This is a genomic window from Acetobacter zythi (assembly GCF_963921165.1).
Classification (GTDB): Bacteria; Pseudomonadota; Alphaproteobacteria; order Acetobacterales; family Acetobacteraceae; genus Acetobacter.
Map to the genome: position 1 here is coordinate 336,370 of NZ_CAWUEO010000012.1, position 21,721 is coordinate 358,090.

At 60.5% G+C, this 21,721-nt stretch carries 20 protein-coding genes and 1 riboswitch; of the genes, 6 read left to right on the top strand and 14 right to left on the bottom strand.

Annotation, left to right across the window (positions count from 1 at the left end; all coding sequences use genetic code 11):
- Positions 1 to 52: 52 nt before the first annotated feature.
- From folE to AABE20_RS07190, 6 genes are all read right to left on the bottom strand, one after another.
- Positions 53 to 661, bottom strand: coding sequence for a GTP cyclohydrolase I FolE (gene folE / locus AABE20_RS07165; RefSeq protein ID WP_338332450.1), 609 nt, complete (start codon positions 659 to 661; stop codon positions 53 to 55).
- 18 nt (positions 662 to 679) lie between these two features.
- Positions 680 to 1,150 (bottom strand): Co2+/Mg2+ efflux protein ApaG, encoded by a 471-nt coding sequence (gene apaG / locus AABE20_RS07170; RefSeq protein ID WP_338332451.1) that lies wholly within the window; start codon positions 1,148 to 1,150, stop codon positions 680 to 682.
- Positions 1,151 to 1,370: 220 nt separating this feature from the next.
- Complete coding sequence (gene metZ / locus AABE20_RS07175) at positions 1,371 to 2,579, bottom strand: O-succinylhomoserine sulfhydrylase (protein ID WP_338332452.1); 1,209 nt, start codon at positions 2,577 to 2,579, stop codon at positions 1,371 to 1,373.
- A 117-nt stretch (positions 2,580 to 2,696) separates the two neighbouring features.
- Positions 2,697 to 2,776: riboswitch (SAM riboswitch) on the bottom strand.
- Positions 2,777 to 2,884: 108 nt separating this feature from the next.
- A complete protein-coding gene (locus AABE20_RS07180; RefSeq protein WP_338332453.1) occupies positions 2,885 to 3,868 on the bottom strand; it encodes a bifunctional GNAT family N-acetyltransferase/(deoxy)nucleoside triphosphate pyrophosphohydrolase in 984 nt (327 codons plus the stop codon).
- Entirely contained in the window at positions 3,861 to 4,967 is a 1,107-nt protein-coding gene (locus tag AABE20_RS07185) for a Rieske 2Fe-2S domain-containing protein (RefSeq protein ID WP_338332454.1), read from the bottom strand. The genes AABE20_RS07180 and AABE20_RS07185 overlap by 8 nt, the downstream gene beginning before the upstream one ends.
- Before the next feature lie 113 nt (positions 4,968 to 5,080).
- On the bottom strand, positions 5,081 to 5,950 hold the full coding sequence (locus AABE20_RS07190) for an ATP-binding protein (protein WP_338332455.1): 870 nt from the start codon (positions 5,948 to 5,950) through the stop codon (positions 5,081 to 5,083).
- Positions 5,951 to 6,081: 131 nt separating this feature from the next.
- Between AABE20_RS07190 and yajC the strand changes: the two genes are divergently transcribed.
- Positions 6,082 to 6,426, top strand: a complete 345-nt coding sequence (yajC, locus tag AABE20_RS07195; RefSeq protein WP_338332456.1) for a preprotein translocase subunit YajC — start codon at positions 6,082 to 6,084, stop codon at positions 6,424 to 6,426.
- 27 nt (positions 6,427 to 6,453) lie between these two features.
- On the opposite strand, the gene AABE20_RS07200 is transcribed toward yajC, so the two are convergent.
- Positions 6,454 to 8,718 (bottom strand): primosomal protein N', encoded by a 2,265-nt coding sequence (locus AABE20_RS07200; RefSeq protein ID WP_338332457.1) that lies wholly within the window; start codon positions 8,716 to 8,718, stop codon positions 6,454 to 6,456.
- Positions 8,719 to 8,822: 104 nt separating this feature from the next.
- On the opposite strand from AABE20_RS07200, the gene AABE20_RS07205 reads away from it, so the two are divergent.
- The 3 genes from AABE20_RS07205 to AABE20_RS07215 are packed head-to-tail and all read left to right on the top strand — an operon-like array spanning position 8,823 to position 11,727.
- Positions 8,823 to 9,812 carry a tyrosine recombinase XerC gene (locus AABE20_RS07205; protein ID WP_338332458.1) on the top strand — a complete coding sequence of 330 codons (990 nt, stop codon included), beginning with the start codon at positions 8,823 to 8,825 and terminating at the stop codon, positions 9,810 to 9,812.
- Positions 9,813 to 9,817: 5 nt separating this feature from the next.
- Positions 9,818 to 10,783 (top strand): prolyl aminopeptidase, encoded by a 966-nt coding sequence (pip, locus tag AABE20_RS07210; RefSeq protein ID WP_338332459.1) that lies wholly within the window; start codon positions 9,818 to 9,820, stop codon positions 10,781 to 10,783.
- The gene (locus AABE20_RS07215) at positions 10,780 to 11,727 is read left to right on the top strand and encodes a retroviral-like aspartic protease family protein (RefSeq protein WP_338332460.1); all 948 of its coding nucleotides are present in this window, start codon (positions 10,780 to 10,782) and stop codon (positions 11,725 to 11,727) included. Before pip ends, AABE20_RS07215 begins: the two co-directional genes overlap by 4 nt.
- Before the next feature lie 51 nt (positions 11,728 to 11,778).
- Here the strand turns inward: AABE20_RS07215 and AABE20_RS07220 are convergent, their stop codons facing one another.
- From AABE20_RS07220 to groES, 5 genes are all read right to left on the bottom strand, one after another.
- Positions 11,779 to 12,261 carry a hypothetical protein gene (locus AABE20_RS07220; RefSeq protein WP_338332461.1) on the bottom strand — a complete coding sequence of 161 codons (483 nt, stop codon included), beginning with the start codon at positions 12,259 to 12,261 and terminating at the stop codon, positions 11,779 to 11,781.
- Between the two features lie 179 nt (positions 12,262 to 12,440).
- Positions 12,441 to 12,863, bottom strand: a complete 423-nt coding sequence (gene arfB, locus AABE20_RS07225) for an alternative ribosome rescue aminoacyl-tRNA hydrolase ArfB (protein WP_338332614.1) — start codon at positions 12,861 to 12,863, stop codon at positions 12,441 to 12,443.
- Positions 12,864 to 12,975: 112 nt separating this feature from the next.
- The gene (locus AABE20_RS07230) at positions 12,976 to 14,376 is read right to left on the bottom strand and encodes an ammonium transporter (RefSeq protein WP_338332462.1); all 1,401 of its coding nucleotides are present in this window, start codon (positions 14,374 to 14,376) and stop codon (positions 12,976 to 12,978) included.
- 302 nt (positions 14,377 to 14,678) lie between these two features.
- Entirely contained in the window at positions 14,679 to 16,319 is a 1,641-nt protein-coding gene (groL, locus tag AABE20_RS07235) for a chaperonin GroEL (RefSeq protein WP_338332463.1), read from the bottom strand.
- A gap of 52 nt (positions 16,320 to 16,371) precedes the next feature.
- Positions 16,372 to 16,665 carry a co-chaperone GroES gene (groES, locus tag AABE20_RS07240; RefSeq protein ID WP_059024221.1) on the bottom strand — a complete coding sequence of 98 codons (294 nt, stop codon included), beginning with the start codon at positions 16,663 to 16,665 and terminating at the stop codon, positions 16,372 to 16,374.
- Between the two features lie 212 nt (positions 16,666 to 16,877).
- Between groES and AABE20_RS07245 the strand changes: the two genes are divergently transcribed.
- Together AABE20_RS07245 and AABE20_RS07250 are read left to right on the top strand one after the other, a co-directional pair.
- Positions 16,878 to 17,546 (top strand): dienelactone hydrolase family protein, encoded by a 669-nt coding sequence (locus AABE20_RS07245; protein WP_338332464.1) that lies wholly within the window; start codon positions 16,878 to 16,880, stop codon positions 17,544 to 17,546.
- Positions 17,547 to 17,687: 141 nt separating this feature from the next.
- Positions 17,688 to 17,891: a cold-shock protein gene (locus AABE20_RS07250; RefSeq protein ID WP_025827469.1), complete on the top strand. Its 204-nt coding sequence runs from the start codon at positions 17,688 to 17,690 to the stop codon at positions 17,889 to 17,891.
- A gap of 24 nt (positions 17,892 to 17,915) precedes the next feature.
- On the opposite strand, the gene AABE20_RS07255 is transcribed toward AABE20_RS07250, so the two are convergent.
- Together AABE20_RS07255 and AABE20_RS07260 are read right to left on the bottom strand one after the other, a co-directional pair.
- Positions 17,916 to 20,867 carry an ATP-dependent DNA helicase gene (locus AABE20_RS07255; RefSeq protein WP_338332465.1) on the bottom strand — a complete coding sequence of 984 codons (2,952 nt, stop codon included), beginning with the start codon at positions 20,865 to 20,867 and terminating at the stop codon, positions 17,916 to 17,918.
- A 63-nt stretch (positions 20,868 to 20,930) separates the two neighbouring features.
- On the bottom strand, positions 20,931 to 21,686 hold the full coding sequence (locus AABE20_RS07260; protein ID WP_338332466.1) for a class I SAM-dependent methyltransferase: 756 nt from the start codon (positions 21,684 to 21,686) through the stop codon (positions 20,931 to 20,933).
- Between the last annotated feature and the right edge of the window lie 35 nt (positions 21,687 to 21,721).

Consider the following 21,721-nt stretch of genomic DNA (forward strand, 5'->3'; position numbering starts at 1 on the left):
GGCGCGTGGAGGGAATGCCCGGCGCAGGGTATGCGCCGGGTGTGCCGCCTGCTTAGTAATCGCTTACGGCAGGGCGGTTGAGCATGGCCATAAGCTCACGCCGTGTATCGGAATTATCGCGGAACACGCCCAGCATGGTGCTGGTGACCATGGACACGCCGGGTTTGTGCACACCGCGCGTGGTCATGCATTCGTGCGCGGATTCAATAATAACGGCCACACCGTGGGGTTCCAGCTCATCATTGATGGTGTTGGCGATCTGGGCCGTCATGCGTTCCTGAATCTGGAGGCGGCGGGCGTAGGCGTCCACAACACGGGCCAGTTTGGAAATGCCCACAACCCGCTGGCGCGGCAGGTAGGCCACATGGGCGCGGCCAATAATGGGGGCCAGATGGTGCTCGCAGTGGCTTTCAAAGCGGATGTCCCGCAGCAAAACAATCTCGTCATACCCATCCACTTCGGAAAAGGTCCGGCGGAGCAGGTTGGCGGGGTCAATCTCGTAACCCGAAAAAAAGTCGGTATAGGCGCGGGCAACACGGGCGGGTGTGTCCAGCAGGCCTTCACGCGTTGGGTCATCCCCCGCCCAGCGCAGCAGGGTGCGCACAGCCTGTTCGGCCTCTTTTTGGGTGGGGCGGTCGGTGTGGTGCTCAGGCACGCTCATGCCGGTCTCCTGCTTGAGTTATTGGAGCTGGTGGTTCTGGAAAGGGCTGTCCAGACTGAAGGCGGGAATGGCAACGTCAAAACGGGTCCGGTCCGTGGTGGTCTGCAGCAGGTAGGACCCGCGCATGAACCCACCGGGCGTGGAAAGGGACGCGCCTGACGTATATTCATAAAGAGTACCGGGCTGGATAATGGGCTGTTCGCCCACAACACCTTCGCCATGCACGTGTTCGGTGCGGCCGGTTGTGTCGGTAATATGCCATGTGCGCTCAAGTAGTTGCACCGGCCTGTTGCTGTCGTTGCCAATGCGGATGCGGTAGACCCAGCAGTAGCTGTGCTCATCCGGTTCGGACTGGTCGGGCAGCCAGAAGACCTGCACAAGCACGCGAATACCCTCGGTCACGGCTTCGTACACGGGGAGAGGCGAAAACAGTTCGTTCAGAGCATCTTCCGGGGATTGTGGAAGGGGGGCAACGGCCCAGTCGGCCATGGGTCTCCAGCTCCTGCAAAATGGAAAAAGGTTCGGCTTTGACCAGCCGTTCCGTGCGCTAGGTCCGCATCTGCTGCGAAGAGCGTGGCAGTATCATGAACGTGTGGGTTGTGCAAAGCGGCATCACCCGCGCCGGGGGGAGGCGCGCACCTTGGTAGCGGCCCAGGCCCGGTATTACCCAAGGCATCAGACCGCTACCGGCGCAGGGAGGACTGTTTTTTTACAGCGCCTTGAGTGCGGCCACGCCGCGCGCCAGATCGTCAATCAGGTCCGCGCTGTCTTCCAGCCCGACGGAAAAGCGGATTGCGCCATCCGTAATGCCAAGAGCTGCCCGTTCCTCCGGGCTGATCTTGGAGTGGGTGGTGGTGGCCGGGTGGGTCACCAGCGAGCGGGAGTCGCCCAGATTATTGGAAATGGCGATCAGTTGGAGGGCGTTCATAAAGGCGAAGGCTTCCTTTTGCCCCCCTTCAACCGCAAAGGCCACAAGGGTGCCGTGGCCGCTCATCTGGCGCTGGGCCAGTTCGTATTGTGGGTGGTCCTTGCGGCCGGGGTAGCGCACCAGTTTGATCCCCGGAGCCGAGGCCAGATAATCCGCCACAGCCGCTGCGTTGCGGGCCATGGCCTCCACACGCAGGGAGAGCGTTTCCAGCCCTTTGAGCATCACCCATGCGTTAAAGGGCGAAAGGGCGTTGCCGGTGTTGCGGGTAAAGGGCTGGAGGGTCTCGGTTATCCAGTCTTTGCGGCCCAGCACTGCGCCACCCAGCACACGGCCCTGACCATCAATGTGTTTGGTACACGAATACACCACCACATCGGCCCCAAGTTCTAATGGTTTTTGGTAAATGGGGGAGGCAAACACGTTGTCCACAATCACAATCGCACCCGCTTTGTGGGCACGTTCGGAAATGGCGGCAATGTCGAGAATGTCCAGCATGGGGTTGGACGGGCTTTCCAGCAGGACCGCATCGGTGGGAACAGACAGCGCTTCTTCCCACTCGGCCAGATTTTCGCCATCCACAAACACGGTTTCCACGCCGTAGCGGGGGAGCAGGTGGTTTACAATCCAGTGGCACGAGCCAAACAGCGCGCGCGAGGCCACAACACGCCCACCAGCCGTGACGTGGGAGAGCAGGGCGGAGGAGACCGCCCCCATGCCTGTTGCGGTTGTTACGCAGGCCTCTGCCCCTTCCAGATCAGCCAGACGGCGCTCAAGGGCTGCGGTGGTGGGGTTGCCAAAGCGGCTGTACTGGTAATGCGTTACTTCGCCCGTAAAGGTTTTGGCGGCCTGTTCGGCATTGTCGTACACAAAACCGGAGGTCAGGAAGAGGGCTTCGCTGGTTTCACCATATTCGGTGCGCTCCAGACCGGCATGGAGCTGGCGCGTGGCGGGGCGCCACGTCTTGGAATTGGATGTCTGGTTATCACTCATGAGATTCGTATCCGGTTCTTTCGTGTCTGACCCAAACCATGGGGGCAGGCGCAGGACTTGCGTCTATCCGCAGGGTTTCATCTCTCAAATTGACCGTGGAAACCATGACGTCGGGTTATATGCGCCGTCAAAGCCTCTTTAGCGCGTTTTTTTTACCTCGCCGCAAGCCGGCCTAACAAATCACGAGGGAAGGTCTCCGGGTGGAAACATTCTGCCTTCTGGTTAATCCCGTTCCTTATTATTCGTCAAGAATGTATTTTAGCGCGGAACGGGCGTATTCCACAAATCTGGTCTGTGGTTTTTGCCTATAACAAAGCTTGCAGCAGGGGAATAAACGGCAGGTCGGCCTCTGGCATGGCGTAGTTGCGCAGGTCTGCTGGTGCAACCCATGCCAGTTTCTGCCCTTCACGCGCGGTGGGGGCGCCCTGCCAGCGGCGGCAGATGTACAGGGGCATCAGCAGGTCAAACCCCGCATAAGCGTGCGAGGCAAACGTAAAGGGGGCAAGGCATGCGCGTGACATATCCAGCCCCAGTTCCTCGTGCAGTTCGCGCACAAGGGCTGCTTCTGGTGTTTCGCCCGCTTCCACTTTGCCGCCGGGGAACTCCCAAAGTCCGGCCATGCTTTTGCCCTCTGGCCTGCGTGCGAGCAGAATATGGCCGCGTGCGTCTATGAGGGCGGCGGCGGATACCAGCACCAGTTTGCGCTGTGTGTGCGGGGGAGTGGGGGTGATACTCATGTCCAGATCACTCCGGTTGGCCTCCATCATGGCTACGGGCAGTTCTGTTCCGCGTGCGGTAAACATCTGCCGGTCGGTGCCGCAATGGCGGAAGCCCGCGCGCTCCAGAACACGGATGGAGGCCGGGTTGTCCTGTGCGGCTGTTGCGCGCAGGGCGGTAATGTCCAGATGGGCAAGCGCCCAGCGCGTCATGCGGGTGGCGGCGTGGGTGGCAATGCCCTGCCCCCAGTAAGGGCGGCCAACCCAGTAGCCCAGCATGCCCACACGCCCCACCTGCGGCAGGGTGTGAATCCGCACCCCGATACAGCCCAGAAAAGCCCCATCGGGCGCGGTTATGGCAAAATGATAGCCCTCTCCATCGGCCTGCATCTGGCAGGTGGAGGCAATCCAGCTATCCGCCAGATCCCGTGGGTAGGGGAAGGGCAGGCGGCTGAGCATACGCACCACCTCCCAGTCATTGACCAGGTGGTGCAGGGTTGTTGCGTCATCAGGGCGGAGCGGGCGCAAACGGCATGGACCCGCATCCAGTAACAAAGGTCCGGTATCAGGCATGAGACTCGCTGGCAGGGGAGATGCCGCACTCAACCAGCAAGGCTCTGAGCGCGTTGATCACAGGGAAGACCTCCACATTATGGTCTCCGCCCAAGTCGCGCCATGCCTGTTGTTCCAGTTCTACAATTTCGCGGTCCTCGGCAAAAATCCGTTCGGTAAAGGCCACAAGCAGGGGCCATGCCATGTCCAGAATACCGGGGATTTTGGGGCGTTTGACCGAGAGCAGGCCAAAGGTCCGGTTGGTCAGTTCATCCGCACTCTGGGGGGTGTACACAATCCACAGGTCCATAACCGGGTCTTCATCCCCGGTTTGGATGCGCAGGGTCTGGTAGGGGTATTCCGTGCGGATGGTCATAACATCGCGGTGCTGGAATTTTTCCGATGCGTCCCGCCGTTCGCCAAAAATCAGGGCCTCGCCAAAAGGCTGCTTGCCGCTGGTGCGGGCAAAGCTGTAGCGGGCCTCCACCAGACCGGGTTCGCGCTTTTGGCCTAAAAAGCGGGGTTTCATCTGCCCCATCTGTTTGGAGTGCATGAACTGGTGGTTCATATCCATCAGGTTTTCATGCATAAAACTGTAGTGGCAGCCAACCGTGCGGCCAAAATAGCGGGTTTTGTAAGCGGGGTTGTCTGCCTTGGCCAGATGTGGGGCCAGCGGCACGCTGTCTGCTTTTTCCGGGTCGCCGGGGAAGACAAAGATCATGCCGTTCTGTTCACGGCAGGGGAAGGTGCGCACCCCGTTGGGCAGTTTGCCCTTGCCCAGATAGGGCACATCAATACACCGCCCAGAGCGGCCATAGGCCCAGCCATGGTAGCAGCATTTGACCGAACTCCCCGAGACAACGCCCTTGCTCAGGGGCACCTGCCTGTGGGCGCAGCGGTCTTCCAGCGCAAAAACGGGGCCGTCCACCGGGCGGACCAGAGCAATGGGCATGCCTGCGTAACGGGTGCCTATGGTCTTGCCGGGTTTAAGCTCGCGCGACCATGCAACCGGGTACCAGTAGTCCGGGTTGGAGCGTACCCTGCGTATGTCCGTTGTGTTCGAGCGTGTCTCGGTATCAAAGGACGTATCGTCAGAAGTGGGCGGTACTGTCTGGTTCATGTCGCCTCGAATCAGGGGAGACCCCGCAGCATCGGGCCGATGCCGCTATTTGCGAACGCTATCTCAACTCATACCCATGTGGGATGCAAGACCATAGCGGCGGGCCGGGCAAATTAATGCGCGGCCAGCTCGGCGGTCAGGGCTTCCACAAACTGGTATGCCACACGGCCAGAGCGGCTGCCACGGGTTATGGCCCATTCGTTGGCGCGGGCAAGCAGCGCATCCGTTGCAATAGGCAGGTTGCGCGCATGGGCATAGGTTTTGACCATGTCGGTATAGGTATCCTGCTCGCAGGCATGGAAGCCAAGCCACAGGCCGAACCTGTCGGAAAGGGAGACTTTTTCTTCCGTGGCTTCGGAGGGGTTAATGGCGGTTGCGCGCTCGTTTTCAATCATGTCGCGTGGCATTAGGTGGCGGCGGTTGGATGTGGCGTAGAACAGAACATTCTCCGGTCGTCCGGCAATGCCGCCATCAAGCACGGATTTGAGGGCTTTGTAGTCCCGGTCTTCTTTTTCAAACGACAGGTCATCGCAGAACAGAATAAAGCGGCGGTGGTTTTCGCGCAGCAGGCTGAGCAGTAGCGGCAGGGTGGTCAGGTCCTCGCGCTGGATTTCTATCAGCACCACGCGGCCCGTCCCCGGTGCGCAGGGTTTGCCGTCCACCTGATTAACCAGTGCGTGCGCGCCTTTGACAAGGGAGGACTTGCCCATACCGCGCGCCCCCCACAACATGGCGTTATTGGCGGGTAGGTGGTGGGCAAAGTGGCGTGTGTTCTCCACAAGAATGCGGCGTTGCAGGTCTATGCCCTGCAACAGGTCAACGCGCACATGGGCCACATGGGGTATGGGCAGCAGCCGCCCGCGCTCAGGCAGCCAGACAAAAGCATCCGCCCCATCCACGCCATCCAGCGTTGCGGGGGGAGGAGAAAGACGCTCCAGAGCCGCGGCAATACGGTCCAATGTTGGCAGCAGGGTCTGGTCCATCAGCTTTTATTCCTTATTAAAGGTCTTTCTGGCGCCCTTTCGTCAGCATGGGAGCTTGACGCGGGAGGATTGAAAATTATGGTCACTTCTTCTGTTTTCGCAACCAGCCATTGTTGAAGGTCTGTACCCTTATGTCCAATTTTCTTATCCCCGCTGCTTACGCCCAGACAGCCGGAGGCTCTGGCGGTGCATCGGGGCTTATGTCCTTTTTGCCGTTTGTGGCTGTTTTTGCCATTATGTATTTTCTGCTCATCCGCCCCCAGCAGCAGCGCCAGAAGCAGCTCAAATCCGAGCTTAAATCCCTGCGCCGTGGCGACCGGATTGTAACCGCAGGTGGTGTTGTTGGCGTTGTACAGCGCACCAAGGAAGATTCGAGCGAAGTTGAAGTGGAAATTGCCCCCAACGTGCGCGTTATGGTGCTGCGTGAAACCATTTCCACCGTGCTGACCAGCACAGCCAAACCCGCCAACGACTGAGCGGGCCGCAGGGGCTGCTAACAGACGCTACAGGAATGAGACGGGGTCTATATCCACCTCGACCCGTACATGCCTGTCCAGCGGAACCAGACCCAGCCAGCGGTGCAGAATAGGCTGCACCGCAACACTGCGCCATGTACGCAGCAGCAGGCGGCGGCGGTGCCGCCCGCGTAGCAGGGCGAGTGGAGCAGGGGCAGGCCCTAGCACCTGAATACCCTCCCCATAAGGGGCCGTGCGGCCAAAGCGGGCTGCGGCCTCATCGGCTGCCTGTGGTGTGTCGGCGCTCACAATAAGGGCTGCCAACCGCCCGTATGGAGGCCAGAATCCGGGCCGCCGCTGTTCGGCTTCCTGCTCCATAAACTGGTCAAAATCGCCCGAAAGCAGGGCTTGCATAACCGGGTGCTCGGGCGTGTAGCTTTGCAGCACAACCCGCCCCGGAGCACTGGCCCGCCCCGCGCGCCCGGCAACCTGATGCAAAAGCTGGATTGTGCGTTCCCCCGCCCGCAGGTCCGCCCCCCCAAGCCCCAGATCGGCATCTACAATGCCAACCAGTGTCAGGTGCGGGAAGTGCCAGCCCTTGGCCACAATCTGTGTGCCAATAATCAGGTCCACCTCGCGGCGGGCAATTTTGGCCACGGCTTCTGCCGTTGCGGCTGGCCCGCCCAGCGTGTCGCTCGACATTACAAGAATACGCACATCGGGGAAGAGCTGGCGCGCCTCCTCCGTTATGCGCTCTATTCCCGGTCCAATGGCGGTCAGGCTGTGTTCGCTTTTGCAGCTTGGGCATACGGGGGGCATGGGTTCCGTATGGTCGCAGTAATGGCAGCTTAGGACCTGCCGGTTGCGGTGTTCCACCAGCCATGCGGTGCAGTGTGGGCATTCCATACGGTGCCCGCATGTGCGGCAGAGCGTAAGTGGCGCATACCCCCGGCGGTTAAGGAACAGCATGGCCTGTTCCTCCCGCGCCAATGTGGCGGCAATGTCCGCCACCAGTCTGGGGGAAAGGAACATCCCCCGCTCCGGTGGGGCTTCGCGCATGTCCAGCAGGTGGGTTTGTGGCAAGGATGCCCCACCGTGGCGGGTGGGCAGCACAAGGCGCTGGTACCGCCCGGCCTGTGCGTTGGCCAGTGTTTCCAGGCTAGGAGTGGCGGAGACCACAACAACGGGAAAACCCGCCAGCCTGCCACGCACCACCGCCATGTCCCGCGCGTTGTAGATGACCCCTTCTTCCTGTTTGAACAGGGATTCGTGTTCCTCATCCACAATAATCAGGCCGGGGTTGCAAAACGGCAGGAACAGGGCGGAGCGCGCCCCCACCACCACTGTTGCAGACCCATCTGCCGCGCCAAGCCACGTCAGGCGGCGGGCTTTTTGCCCTATTTCGGAGTGCCATACGGCGGGGCGTACACCAAAGCGGCGTGTAAAGCGGTCCATCCATTGGGCGGACAGCGCAATTTCGGGCAGCAGCACAAGGGCCTGTTGCCCCTGCTCCAGACAGGCGGCAATGGCTTCGAGGTAGATTTCGGTTTTGCCCGACCCTGTAACCCCTTCAAGCAGGGTGACGGAGAACTTTTTGGCCTGCACAGTCTGGCGCAGGGCGGCGGCGGCATCCTTTTGCGCCCCTTCCAGCACGGGCGGGTGGTGCAGGGGGTTGGGTTGGGCAAAGGGGCGGGTGGGTTCAAGCAGAACTCCACGGAGCGCGCCCGCATCGGCCAGCCCCTTGACCACGCCAGCACTTACCCCTGCCGCACTGGCAATATCGGTTGTGGTGCGCGGTGTTCCGTCCGCCATAAGGGCAAGCACCTTCTGGCGCGCGGGGGTTACGCGCAGGTCGGTGGGGGGCGCGTTGTGGGCGACCCAGCCTGTGGCGGGGGTGGGGGCTGTGCCTTTCATGTGCAGGCGCAAGGTCATGGCCAGCACCATACCGGGGGGGGAGAGCGTGTAGGCGGCCACCCAGTCCACAAACCGGCGGAGTTCAGCATTGAGCGGGGGGAGTTCCAGCCGCTCCGCCACGGCGCGCAGGCGGTTATCCGCCACGGTTTTGTTTGGTGCAGGGTGGGCAAGGTCTGGCGGCAGGGTGCTGTGTGTGTCCCACACCACGCCGGTCTGGCGGCGGTTCCCCAAAGGCACGCTAACAATATCGCCCGCTCTGAGCGCCATGTCAGCGGGGGCTTTGTAGTCAAATGGACCTGCAAACGGCATGGGCAGCAGCACGGGCAAGCGCTGCATCTGTGCTGCGGGCTGGTTTGTGCCCGACCCATGAGCCGGAGGGGGAGGAGGAGCCACTGCCATGGTTTTCTGTTTAAGCGCGCAGGTGCACAAAGAACAGGGGTTGCTTGCCGGGCTTTTTGCCTGAACGTAAGAGAATGGGGGCGCAGGGCCGGGGGAGCAGGGGCATGACAGCCGAAGACGCGATACAAAAATTTTTGGCATGGATGGCGGTGGAAAAGCGGGCCTCCCTTTTGACCATAGAGGCCTACCGGGGGGATCTGGCCCGTTTTGTGGCGTTCATGACCACGCATCTGGGTGGCCCGCCCGATATGGCAGGACTTGGCAGCATAACCCTGCGTGACCTCAGGGCATGGCTTGCGCATGAGGTTGTGCAGGCACAAAAACAGGCCAACCGCCCGCTTGCACGCAAGAGCACGCCAGATCAGGCGGCGCGCACCCGTGCGCGCCGTGTGTCCGCCTTGCGATCGTTTTTCAAATATCTGGCGCGCAGGGAAGGGGTGGAGAATCCGGCTGTCTCGCTTTTGCGTCTGCCGCGCACCAAAAAAACACTCCCCCGCCCCCTCGCGCGGGAGGATGCACTGGCAGCTCCGGAAGATATTGCCAGCATGGCCCACACCCCCATGGAGGAGCAGCGCAACGCCACGCTGTTTTTGCTGCTTTATGGCTGTGGGCTGCGTATTTCCGAGGCATTGAACCTGAATATTGCCGACCTGCAAACCCTGCGCGGGACAGGTGTGCTGCGTATTTATGGCAAAGGGGGCAAGGAGCGGCTGGTGCCTGTGCTGCCTGCTGTGGGCAAGGCGCTGGAGGCATGGTGCAAACGCCACCCCGCCCCCGCACCGGATAGCCCGCTGTTTGTGGGCGTTCGGGGGGGGCGGCTGCAACCCGCAATCGCCCAGAAGGCCATGCGGGAGTGGCGGGTTGGCAATGGCCTGCCCGAACACGTAACGCCCCACGCACTGCGCCACTCCTTTGCCACGCACCTTATGGAAGGTGGGGCGGATTTGCGGGTTATTCAGGAGTTGCTGGGCCATGCCAGCCTGTCCACAACACAACGTTACACATTAGCGGACGAGGCCCGCCTGCTGGATGTCTGGACGCGTGCGCATCCGCGTGCGCAAATGGCGGGTAACACCCATAAAAAAGAAGGTTGAGGGTCATGATCACCACCGCACACCGCTCCCCGTGGCCAGAAATAGAACCCTACGCCCACGGTTATCTGGATACGGGGGAGGGGCATCAGGTTTACTGGGAGCAGTGCGGCAATCCGCAGGGTATTCCGGTGGTCTTCCTGCACGGTGGGCCGGGTGGTGGGTGTTCGGCGGCGCAACGCCAGTTGTTTGACCCCGCGCGCTACCGCATTGTGCTGTTTGACCAGCGCGGGTGTGGGCGTTCGCGCCCCCATGCCTCTCTTGAGGCCAATACAACGTGGCATCTGGTGGCCGATATCGAACGCCTGCGCATTGTGTGCGGGGTGGAAAAATGGGCCGTATTTGGCGGGTCGTGGGGGTCCACACTTGCACTGGCCTACGCCCAGACCCACCCCGACCGTGTAAGCGCGCTCATGCTGCGGGGTATTTTTACCCTGCGTAAGGCCGAACTGCTCTGGTACTATCAGGACGGTGCATCATGGCTGTTCCCCGATAAATGGGAGGATTTTGTAGCCCCCATTCCCGCCGCCGAGCGAGGGGATATGATGGGGGCCTACCGCAAACGCCTGATCTCGGACAACAGGGCGGAACGGCTGGAGGCAGCGCGGGCCTGGAGCCTGTGGGAAGGGCGTACCCTCACCCTGCTGCCCTGCCCGGAAATGGAACACCAGCATGACGAGGCCGATTACGCTTTGGCGTTTTCCCGTATTGAAAACCATTATTTTGTACATGGTGGCTGGTTGGAAGAGGGGCAGCTCATCGCCAATGTGGAGCGTATCCGCCATATTCCAACCGTGATCGTGCAGGGGCGTTACGATATGGCAACCCCCGTCCGCACAGCATGGGACCTGCACCGTGCGTGGCCCGAGGCCGAGTTGCAACTCATAGATGCCGCAGGCCATGCCCTGTTTGAACCGGGCATCCTGACCGCCCTGCTGAACGCTACCGATCGTTTTGCACGGGAGCTGGCATGACGTCTGCTCGGGTTTGGCAACAGGGCAAAAAGGGCTGGCTATACGGTGTGGCCGTTGTGGCGGCCATGGGTGTTACCCCATGCGTGGCCAGTGCCCAGTCCTGCCATAAGCTTATGGCGCGGGTGGCCTTGCGGAATGATCTGGGGTTTTTGAACATCCCGGTCAGCCTGAACGGCCATGTGGCGCGCATGATTGTGGATACAGGCTCGGAGGGGAGCCTGCTCTCGCCCGAGGCCGCAGCGTTGTTTGATACGCAACTCGACCGCACCATGCACACCATGGTGCATGGTACGGGCGGTGTTGGGCGCATTGTGCCCAATGCGGTCGTGCGTTCGTTCAAAATGGGTGGGCTGGAGTTTGGTCCGGTCTCCATTCCCGTGGATGCCTTGCCAGCACTCCCCCGGACCGAGCCTGCGGTGGAAGGGCTGGTAGGGGGGGACCTGCTCTCGCGCTATGATGTGGAGTTTGACGTAGCCCAAGGCACGCTCTCCTTCTGGTCTGCTGGCACGGCTGAATGTTCTGGGCCGCAGGAGTGGCGCTACATTTACCGCGCGGTTCCGTTGCAGAACGCAGGGGAGCGGGTGATTGCCCGCGTAGACTTGGACGGCCACGCCCTTCAGGCTTTGGTGGATAGTGGTGCGCGTTCATGCATTGTTTCCACCCGTGCGGCGGAGCGCATGGGGTTAACCCAGCACATGCTGGCGACTGATCCGGGCGGGCTGACAACAGGGGTGGATGGCCACGAGCAGACCTACCATTGGCATAAGTTTGGTATGATGCAGATCGGGCAGGAGCAGGAAAAATCACCCGTGCTCACAGTTGCCCCAGTGCAGGATACGGTGGATATGCTGCTGGGGGCAGACTGGTTTGCCGCGCATAGGGTATGGATTTCGTATCGCACGCATATGCTCTACGTCATGCCCGCAACGGGGCGTACCCGCTAACCACACCGTAAGCTTTGGGGGATTGCCCCAAAGCCTATGGAGTGTGAGGTGTTACTCGCCTTTGAGGCGCTTGTTGCACACGCTGTAGTAGCCACCACCTTTTTGAATCCACTTCAGCCCGCCATTGGCGTTATTGGCCTTGTTGGCGTTGTACTGGTCAAGGCAGGTGTGCATGCGGGCCTTGCCAGCGCTGAGCTTGGCGTATTGCGGCGCTACGGCGGAAGGCAGGGTTGCGTTGGTGTCCTCTGCCTGCGTGGCGGCTGGGGCTGCTTTGGCGGGTTTGGTGGTTTCAGCACTTGTCGGGGCAGCGGGCGTGGGCGTTGTGGGGGTGGTTGCAGCCGGTGTGGCCTGCACATCGCACGCGCTTGCCTTGAATTCCTTAAAGGACTGGCCCTTGAGCGTATTGGCGGTTTTGGCTTCCTTGAACTTTTCGTGGCACTCCTTCACCGTCATGGCGTGGGCGCTGGGGAGGGAAAGGGCTGTGGCACAGCCAAGCAGCAAAGCGGCCAGTCCGGTGCGGGCAACAACAGTCATGAATATACCTCATGCAAGGAGGGCGGTTGAGCGGCAGCCCATGCTGCCTGCCTTCTAGCGTATCATGAATACTCATGCGTGAGGAATGAAAGCCTGAGGGCTTTTTGCAGACAGCCAAAAATTAATATCAGAATCGGCCGCAACTGGTTCCCCGGTTATGGGCATGCCTGCGTGTAGCCTCAGTCCTCAAACCGGGTGGAGCGTCCGCGTTTGATGTTGGCGCGGTGGGCCTTGCCGTCCAGCCTGCGCTGGCGTGCCGCCCGGCCCGGGCGTGTAGCAACCCGAAAAGCCGGACGGTGGGCGGCCTCGCGGATTAAGGCGACCAGCCGCTCAATGGCATCCTCACGGTTGCGGATCTGTGTGCGAAAGCGCCGGGCTGTTATAACAATAACGCCATCGCGCGTGGCTCTGGTGCCTGCCAGTTCCAGCAGACGTGTACGAATACGCTCAGGTAGGGAGGGCGAGTGTGCGGCATCAAAGCGTAATTGCGCAGCCGTTGCGACCTTGTTCACATTCTGCCCGCCGGGGCCAGATGCCAGAATATAACTGACCTCCAGCTCGGATTCAGGCAGGGATAGCGCAGGAAGGATCGGAATGGCCATGGCCGGGGCATAGCATGGTTTGCGCGCCAGCGCGTGGCTATTGCCCATAAAAAAAGCCTCCGTGTTGATGACACGGAGGCTTTTTGCCGAAAAAGGAGGAGGGATTAACGGATCAGTTGTTAATCCGTTCACCATGCAGGGACATATCCAGCCCTTCCAGTTCCTGATCAGCGGTAACGCGCAGCCCGATCACCAGATCAATCACCTTGAGGATGATAAAGGAGGCAAAGGCACACCACACAATGGTCACCAGCACCGCTTCGGCCTGAACAACCAGCTGGTGCAGGGAGCCAACAACACCAGAGGGGTTGGCATCCGTTGCGGAAAGCGGGCCATAGGCCAGCAGACCTGTCAGCAGGGCGCCAACAATGCCGCCAACACCGTGTACGCCAAAGGCGTCCAGGCTGTCGTCATAGCCCATCATGTGCTTGAGGGAGGTTGCACCCCAGTAGCAGACAACACCGGTTACAAGACCAATAACCAGCGCACTGCCCGGCAGCACAAAGCCTGCTGCGGGGGTAATGGCAACCAGCCCGCCAATAGCGCCCGAGATCACGCCCAGAACAGTCGGTTTGCCCGAACGCAGCCATTCCGCCAGCATCCAGGAAACGCCAGCACCGGCAGCGGCAATCTGGGTTGCGGCCATGGCCATGCCCGCACGGCCATTGGCGCCAACAGCGGAGCCTGCGTTAAAGCCGAACCAGCCAACCCACAGCAGGGCCGCGCCAATAACGGCATAGGTCAGGTTGAAGGGCGAGAGGTCGTCCTGCCCGTAGCCCTTGCGCCGACCAAGCACGAGAGCACAGACCAGACCGGCCACACCGGCGTTGATGTGCACAACCGTACCACCTGCAAAGTCAGCCGTACCAAGCCCTGCCAGCCAGCCGATCGGGCTCCAGACCCAGTGCGCAATGGGGGCATACACCACCAAAGACCAGACAATGGAGAAAATGCACATAGCGCTGAACTTCATACGCTCGGCATAAGCACCAGAGATCAGTGCGGGGGTGATAATGGCAAAGGTCATCTGGAACATCATGAAGATGCTCTCAGGAATGGTCATGGTTGTTGCGTTGGGGCTATCCGCACCCAGCGTAAACCCGATATCCGACCCGTTATGGATATGCGCGCCAATCCCGTTGAGCAGCACGCGGGAGAAACCACCAATCCACGGAGACCCGGTTGTAAAGGCGAGGGAGTACCCGGCAACCATCCACACAATGGACATGATGCAACACAGTGCAAAGGACTGCATGAGTGTTGCCAGCACGTTTTTCTTACGCACCATACCGGCATAGAACAGGGCAAGGCCGGGAATGGTCATCATCAGCACCAGTGCGGTGCTGGTAAGCATCCATGCCGTATCACCCGTATCAATGGGTGGGGGGGCATCTGCGGCATACGCCTGGGAGCAGCCAAGGGCTGCAACAAGACAGGCCGACAGAACAGCCGTGGTCTTGCGAATAACTGGACCTCTCGCCGGATTGACAGCTAGGAAGGGTCGCGCTGACATGATGATGCGTTCTCCTTAAAATACGCAGCCATTGATGCTCGCCAGATTCGAGTAAGGAGCTATGGGCCTAATCTTATTGTATCTATTCCGAAATGACTCGGGAGGCAATCCGGTTTGATGGCGAATTATTTGACAATCTGACGCGTGGTCCAAAAAAGCCACAAAAAACAAGCTGCTCCGGGCCCCATAGCAAAAAGGGCGCGCACACCCGAAGGTCTGCACGCCCTTTTGCCTGTTTTGGGGGAATTGGGGGGCTGGTCAGACCCGCCCCGCCAAAACCCTCAAAAACGGGTCTGGGTGACTTAGAAGTCCATGCCGCCCATGCCGCCCATGTCAGGACCACCCGCAGGGGCTGCCTTCTTTTCAGGGCGTTCTGCAACCATGGCTTCCGTGGTGATCAGCAGGCCAGCAACGGAGGCTGCATCCTGCAGAGCGGTACGGACAACCTTGGCCGGGTCAATAATACCGGCTTCAACCAGGTTCTTGTATTCGCCAGCCTGTGCATCGAAGCCGAAGTTGTAGTCTTCGTTTTCGAGCACCTTGTTGGCGACCACAGCACCGTCTTCACCCGCGTTCAGGGCGATCTGGCGCAGGGGAGCCTGCAGGGCGCTGAGGATGATGTTGCCACCAACGCGCTGGTCGTCATTGTGGTAGTGCAGGTGGGCCAGAGCCTTGGTTGCGCGGGCCAGAGCCGTGCCACCACCGGGAACAATGCCTTCTTCAACTGCTGCGCGGGTTGCGTGCAGGGCGTCGTCCACGCGGTCCTTGCGTTCTTTCACTTCAATTTCCGTGGACCCACCAACGCGGATCACGGCAACGCCGCCAGCCAGTTTGGCCAGACGTTCCTGCAGCTTTTCACGGTCGTAGTCGGATGAGGTTTCCTCGATCTGCGCACGGATCTGCTTGACGCGGCCTTTGATGTCGTCGCCGTTGCCAGCACCGTCAACAATGGTCGTGTTTTCTTTGTCGATGTGAACCTTCTTGGCGGTGCCAAGCATGGTCAGCGTAACCGTTTCCAGCTTGATGCCGAGGTCTTCGCTAATGACCTGACCACCGGTCAGGATAGCAATGTCTTCCAGCATGGCCTTACGGCGGTCACCGAAGCCCGGAGCCTTGACAGCAGCAATCTTGAGGCCACCGCGCAGCTTGTTGACCACCAGGGTCGCCAGCGCTTCGCCATCAACATCTTCCGCAATGATCAGCAGCGGACGGCCGGACTGAACAACGGATTCAAGCAGCGGCAGGATCGGCTGAAGAGAAGACAGCTTCTTTTCATGGATCAGGATGTAGGGGTTTTCCAGATCGGCCGTCATCTTTTCCGGGTTCGTCACGAAGTACGGAGAGATGTAGCCACGGTCGAACTGCATGCCTTCAACCACGTCCAGTTCGGTCTGGAAGTGCTTGGCTTCTTCAACGGTAATCACGCCTTCGGAGCCAACTTTCTGCATGGCTTCGGAGATCATCTTGCCGATTTCAACTTCGCCGTTGGCGGAGATGGTGCCAACCTGCGCGGTTTCTGCGGGGGTGGTGACCTTTTTGGCGTTCTTTTTCAGTTCCTCAACAACCACGGCAACAGCTTTGTCCACGCCGCGCTTGAGGTCCATCGGGTTCATGCCAGCGGCAACGGCTTTCAGGCCTTCGCGCACAATGGCCTGAGCCAGAACGGTTGCGGTGGTGGTGCCGTCACCGGCTACGTCATTGGTCTTGGACGCCACTTCGCGCAGCATCTGTGCGCCCATGTTTTCGAACTTGTCAGCCAGTTCGATTTCCTTGGCGACGGAAACGCCGTCCTTGGTGATGCGGGGCGCGCCGAAGCTCTTGTCCAGAACAACGTTACGGCCTTTGGGGCCGAGCGTTACCTTTACGGCATCAGCCAGAATGTCCACACCGCGCAGCATACGCTGGCGTGCGTCTGCACCAAACTTTACGTCTTTGGCAGCCATTGAATTTCTCCTGTGAAGATCTTTGGTAAGTAAACGGTCGGATCAGAGCGGATCAGGCTGCAACAATGCCCAGAATGTCGCTTTCCTTCATGATCAGCAGCTCTTCGCCGTCGATCTTCACTTCCGTGCCGGACCATTTGCCAAACAGAACGCGGTCACCGGCCTTGACATCAAGCGCCACAACCTGACCCTGTTCATTGCGGGCACCCGCACCAACAGCGACCACTTCGCCTTCCATTGGCTTTTCTTTGGCCGTATCGGGGATGATGATGCCACCGGCGGTCTTCTGTTCGCCTTCAAGGCGACGTACAACTACCCGGTCGTGTAAGGGACGAAACTTCGTCATTATGGATCACTCCACATTCATTTGCTGTGATGGCGCCCTTTGTCAGAAAGCAGCGCCACCCGTTTGAACCGCGCGTAACATAACGCCGCGTCGCGTTAGCACTCCACCCTTGGGAGTGCCAGAGCAAAAGGTAGGTTCGCCCAGGGGGTGAGTCAAGGAATGGGGGAAAGTTTCTTTTTGATTTAACTTCATCCCAGACAAGGAGATTGAACATGGGACAGATACGCACATTAGAAGCCGCCGATGGCCACCAGTTGAGCGCGTGGGAAACCGAGCGTGGCGCACACCCGTATTCCTTGGTGGTGTTGCAGGAAATTTTTGGCGTGAACCACCATATCCGCACAGTGTGTGAGCGGTTTGCGCAGGCGGGTTTTCACGTTATTGCTCCTGCCTTGTTTGACCGCGCCCAACGTGGCGTGGAGCTGGATTACACAACCGATGGTGTGCAAAAGGGCCTTGCCCTGCGTGCGCAGATACCCTTGGCCCAGACCCTGCTGGACGTGCAGGCCGCAGCCCGGGCGCTGGGTGCGCGCAAGGTCGGGGTGATCGGGTATTGCTGGGGTGGCACCTTGGCATGGGAGGCCGCCACACAAACAGAGGACTTTGCCGCAGCCGTAAGTTGGTACGGCGGAGGCATTGCCGCCCACAGGGATGAGACTCCACACTGCCCCGTGCAATTACATTTTGGTGAGCGCGACACCAGCATTCCCCATACCGACATAGCCGCCATTCGTGCGGCCCAGCCTGACCTTGAACTGTATGTTTATGATGACGCGGAACACGGTTTTGGCTGTGAGGAACGCGCATCTTACAACGCGCAGGCCTTTTTGCAGGCGCAGGAACGCAGCCTTGCTTTCCTTAAAAGCACCCTCAATCCGTAAGGTCCGTAAAGAGCAGGAAATGGGGGGGCGGACTGAATTGTGATTGACAAGCGCCCCCGGTCATGGGGGAGAATGCCCTTTCTCCTCGTGGTGCGTCGTGTGCTGGAGGAGTAACTGGCCGAAATAAGGATGACTTCGCTCATGTCGACAGGTACCGTTAAATGGTTCAACGCCACCAAAGGGTTTGGTTTTATTGCCCCCGATGATGGAGGGAAAGACGTGTTTGTGCATATTACCGCTGTACAGGCAGCCGGTCTGCGCGCGTTGAATGATGGACAGAAACTGTCCTACGACATGGTGGAAGAACGCGGCAAGCAGGCAGCCACCAACCTTAAACCGCTCTAACACAGCGGTCTGGGGTCGGGCCGGTCAGTCTTGTCCGGCCTGCTCCGCCAGAAAAGCGGTGATTTGGCGAGCGGTCTGCGCAAGCCCACACCGCTCGACGGCCACCCCATTGGGGAAGGCGCTTAAAAGCCTTGTGGGTGTGCGCCGGTCCAGCAGAACAAACACCCCACGGTCTGACTGACGGCGGATTAACCGCCCAAAGGCCTGCCGCAGCCTGAGTCGGGCTATGCGGTCATCAAACCCTTTAGGGTCTCCACCTGACAGATGAATCCGCCGCTCACGGTGCAGAATATCTGGCCGGGGCCACGGTACGCGCTCAAACACAACCAGACGCAGGGCATTGCCCGGCACATCCACCCCATCACGCATGGCATCGGTGCCCAGCAGGCAGGCATGTTCCTCGGTCCGAAAAATATCGACCAGCGTGTTGTTGTCCATTGCATCCACATGCTGGGCGTAAATGGGTAGGCCCTCGCCCTCCAAGGTAGGGGCTATGCGGTCATATACCCCACGTAGGCGGGATATGGCGGTAAACAGGCCAAGCCCCCCCCCGCCCGAAGACTGGAACAACGTGCGAAAGGCCGCCGACAGGTCCACAATGGAGCTGTTGTCCACATCCGTAACAATAAAGGCGCGGGTCTGCTTGGCGTAATCAAACGGGCTGGCCAGACTGGCGCGTAGCGCGGGGGAGGGAAAATGGTTGGCCCCCGTGCGGGCCTCCGCCGCCTCCCATGCGGTTTCTGCCTCGTCGCTTTCCTGTGTGCCGCCCTGTTGGTCGCGGAGTGTGGCGGAGGTCATGAGCATGCCTTGCGCAGGCACGGCCATAATGCCCGCAAACGGAATGGTCGGGTCCAGCCAGTGGCGGTACAGCCCCACATCCTGCTCGTTGACGCGTTGTTTTTCGCGCCGTTCAAGACGGATGAAGTGTACATGGGCTGGTGTGGTGCCCGGTTCTGGTGGCTGGTCCAGTGCGGCCAGCATGGCAATCCATGCATCCAGGCGCGATATGGCGCGGCGGCGCAGGGCGCGGGTCATGGCCTCTATGCGGCCACGGGTGGTGGTGTCCAGCGTGTCCGCATCGTCTTCCAGCCGGGCCTGCAGGCGCTCGGTCAGGGTGCGTAGGGGTTCCACAATACGGCTGAGCGCGCGCGCCAGTTGCTGGCCTGCCTCGGCCATGTCCGGCACCAGCGGGTGCAGGTCGCATTCCATGGCGGCATGGATGACCTGCTTGCCTCCCTCGGCTGAGCGCGCCATGGCCTGCTGGCGGAGCAGGCGCAAAAATGCCTCGGTCGGATTTTCCATAAGCGGCTGGTCCGCCGGAGGCTCGGGCGGGAACAGGGTGCTCAGGTCCATGGGTTCTGGCGGAGGTGGTTCGTTTGCCGCCTCGGGCGCCAGGCGGGTGGACCAGCCCGGCGCGGGCAGGGCTGTGGCTGCCAGCAGGGCGGCATCCAGCGGGCTTTCCAGCTTTGGGTGGCCAACCACCAGATCGTCCAGCCTGCGCTTGAGTCCACGCGCGCGGGAGCGCCGGCCTTCCGCCCCCAAAAGCCAGCGGCGCAGTTCTGCTGTTTCCAGCCCCGAAAGCTCGGCGGAAAAGGCGCTATCCGCCGCATCGGCCAGATGGTGGCCTTCATCAAACACATAGCGTGAGGGAATGTTGCTTTGGGCGCCTGCCTCGTCATCATCGCTCATGCCCGCCTGTGCGTAGGCGGCCTGCGTCATGACCAGTGCGTGGTTGGCAATAACCAGTGCGGCGTTGTGCGCACGGCGGATGGAGTGTTCCACAAAGCAGCGTTGATAATGTGCGCAGGCCCCGTGGATGCATTCCCCCCTGCGGTCCGCCACACCGGCAAGGTTGCCGTGGCCGAACAGGTCTCCAAACCAGCCGGGTAGATCGCCGCCAAACAGGTCTCCATCTGCCGTGGCTATGGCCCAGCGCGCGAGCATGCACAGGGCAATGGTAATGCCCGCGGGGCGGGAGGCCGCGGTATTGACGGCTTCTTCCATGTTCAGCAGGCACAGATAATTCTCGCGTCCCTTGCGCAGAACCACGTGTTGCCGATGTGTTGCGGGGTCGGGGTAGAGGCGCTTTGTTTCCTGCTCTATCTGGCGTTGCAGGTGGCGGGTGTAGGTGCTGACCCACACGGCCCCATCGTTCCGCTCGGCCCACAGGCTGGCTGGCGCAATATAGCCGAGCGTTTTGCCGGTTCCGGTTCCGGCTTCGGCCAGCACAATGGCGGGATCACCCCGTGTGGCGCGCGGTGCGAACGCCTCGGTCGAGACACTGGCAAAATCCGCCTGCCCAGACCGGATTTCTGCATTGTCGCCCAGAATGCTGCCCAGTCGCTCCCGTGCTTCCGCCGGGCTGATGGGGTGGGAGGCCGGGGGAGGGCGCTGGGCGGTTTCCTCCCATTTGGGCAGGTGCCGCCATACGCGCAGGGCATCGGCGGGTTGTGTGGCCTCCTCCGCCAGTCGGCCGTTGTTGGTCAGTCTGGCGCGCAGGTCTATGGTTTCGGCCACTGTGCCGGTCCATATCCAGCCAGCCTGCCCCAACCGGACGGTAAAGGCCGCCAGTTGCTCAATCTGCCCTTCCTTGGCCTGCCGCGCCAGTTCCCCCAGCAGAATGGACAGGAGGCTGGGCAGTAAGTCTGCCTCCGCACGGTCAAGACCCTGTTCGTCCAGCCCAAGGGCCAGTGCCAGCCCGCGTGCGGTTGGGGCTACGGTGCGGGCGGGGTACACAAACGCAAAGAGTTCCAGCAGGTCCAGCCACGGGGAGGGCTGGCCCGTAGGGGGCAGGTCCAGTTTGCGCGCCAGAGCAGGGGCATGCACAACCAGCGGGCATGGCATGGCATGCAGCCGCTCGCGGACCTCGCCCGCACTCAGGCTGAGTAGTTCTCCATCTTCCGTCAGGAGCGAAAACCGCCCCTGATAGGGCACAAGGGCTGGGGCTTCGTGGGCGGAGGGAAAGGATGGCTGCATGGCCTCCTTTACATGGGCGATTCTTGCACTGAATGCCAGAGCGCAAAGCTGTAACGCAGTGGGTTAGTTGCTCTTGCGCCGAAAAAGGACCGAATGGGCCGGTGTGCGGTTTTTCATGTTTTTGTGCATGACAAAACCATAGCGTTCAAAAATCAGGCAGAGATTGTGGTGGTTGAAAAACTGCAAATGCTCGGGTGGGCAGATATCCGCCCATGATGGAAGGTCCTTTGGCACCCGGTGGTGCCCCACATCTGGCGCGGAGATGTAAACATAGCCATTAGGACGGGTGATTGCAGCCAGCGTTGCCATGAATTCATCCGGGCCGGGAACATGCTCCAGAACTTCGGAACTGAAGACAAAATCAAATGTCAGATTGCGTTTGCGGAAGGTGGTCAGGTCTTCGCAGTAAAAAGTGCTCCGGGGGACATGCTGCCTTGCATAGGCAATGCTGTTCTGGCTGATGTCTATGCCTGATGCGCGGGCGCCCAGACGGTTAAAGGCTTCGACCATAAAGCCGCCGCCGCAGCCAAGGTCCAGCACGTCCTTATGGCGGACATAGCGGAGGAATCTGAGGCTCTTCCACACTGTACGCCTGCGGCGGCTGGAGGATTTGGGGTAAAAATCGGCCGAAGCGCCGCGATACGCCGTTTCGTAAAACGCAGTAATCGTGGCGGCGTCGGGGTAGGGATGAACAAACAGAAAGCCACAGTCCGGGCACCGGAACAGGTCGTAGCTCTGTTTGCTAAAAGCAAAAGAAGCCCTGTGAGCATGGCACACAGGGCATTCTGTTGGGGTCTGTGGGGGCAAACCTACGGACATGCAGTGTCGCTCCCCAGCAATGTTTGCCCCAGAGT

Excerpts from the sequence above, each read along its gene's own strand:
- folE (WP_338332450.1), bottom strand. The coding sequence starts at position 661 with ATGAGCGTGCCTGAGCACCACACCGACCGCCCCACCCAAAAAGAGGCC.
- apaG (WP_338332451.1), bottom strand. The coding sequence starts at position 1,150 with ATGGCCGACTGGGCCGTTGCCCCCCTTCCACAATCCCCGGAAGATGCT.
- metZ (WP_338332452.1), bottom strand. The coding sequence starts at position 2,579 with ATGAGTGATAACCAGACATCCAATTCCAAGACGTGGCGCCCCGCCACG.
- AABE20_RS07180 (WP_338332453.1), bottom strand. The coding sequence starts at position 3,868 with ATGCCTGATACCGGACCTTTGTTACTGGATGCGGGTCCATGCCGTTTG.
- AABE20_RS07185 (WP_338332454.1), bottom strand. The coding sequence starts at position 4,967 with ATGAACCAGACAGTACCGCCCACTTCTGACGATACGTCCTTTGATACC.
- AABE20_RS07190 (WP_338332455.1), bottom strand. The coding sequence starts at position 5,950 with ATGGACCAGACCCTGCTGCCAACATTGGACCGTATTGCCGCGGCTCTG.
- yajC (WP_338332456.1), top strand. The coding sequence starts at position 6,082 with ATGTCCAATTTTCTTATCCCCGCTGCTTACGCCCAGACAGCCGGAGGC.
- AABE20_RS07200 (WP_338332457.1), bottom strand. The coding sequence starts at position 8,718 with ATGGCAGTGGCTCCTCCTCCCCCTCCGGCTCATGGGTCGGGCACAAAC.
- AABE20_RS07205 (WP_338332458.1), top strand. The coding sequence starts at position 8,823 with ATGACAGCCGAAGACGCGATACAAAAATTTTTGGCATGGATGGCGGTG.
- pip (WP_338332459.1), top strand. The coding sequence starts at position 9,818 with ATGATCACCACCGCACACCGCTCCCCGTGGCCAGAAATAGAACCCTAC.
- AABE20_RS07215 (WP_338332460.1), top strand. The coding sequence starts at position 10,780 with ATGACGTCTGCTCGGGTTTGGCAACAGGGCAAAAAGGGCTGGCTATAC.
- AABE20_RS07220 (WP_338332461.1), bottom strand. The coding sequence starts at position 12,261 with ATGACTGTTGTTGCCCGCACCGGACTGGCCGCTTTGCTGCTTGGCTGT.
- arfB (WP_338332614.1), bottom strand. The coding sequence starts at position 12,863 with ATGGCCATTCCGATCCTTCCTGCGCTATCCCTGCCTGAATCCGAGCTG.
- AABE20_RS07230 (WP_338332462.1), bottom strand. The coding sequence starts at position 14,376 with ATGTCAGCGCGACCCTTCCTAGCTGTCAATCCGGCGAGAGGTCCAGTT.
- groL (WP_338332463.1), bottom strand. The coding sequence starts at position 16,319 with ATGGCTGCCAAAGACGTAAAGTTTGGTGCAGACGCACGCCAGCGTATG.
- groES (WP_059024221.1), bottom strand. The coding sequence starts at position 16,665 with ATGACGAAGTTTCGTCCCTTACACGACCGGGTAGTTGTACGTCGCCTT.
- AABE20_RS07245 (WP_338332464.1), top strand. The coding sequence starts at position 16,878 with ATGGGACAGATACGCACATTAGAAGCCGCCGATGGCCACCAGTTGAGC.
- AABE20_RS07250 (WP_025827469.1), top strand. The coding sequence starts at position 17,688 with ATGTCGACAGGTACCGTTAAATGGTTCAACGCCACCAAAGGGTTTGGT.
- AABE20_RS07255 (WP_338332465.1), bottom strand. The coding sequence starts at position 20,867 with ATGCAGCCATCCTTTCCCTCCGCCCACGAAGCCCCAGCCCTTGTGCCC.
- AABE20_RS07260 (WP_338332466.1), bottom strand. The coding sequence starts at position 21,686 with ATGTCCGTAGGTTTGCCCCCACAGACCCCAACAGAATGCCCTGTGTGC.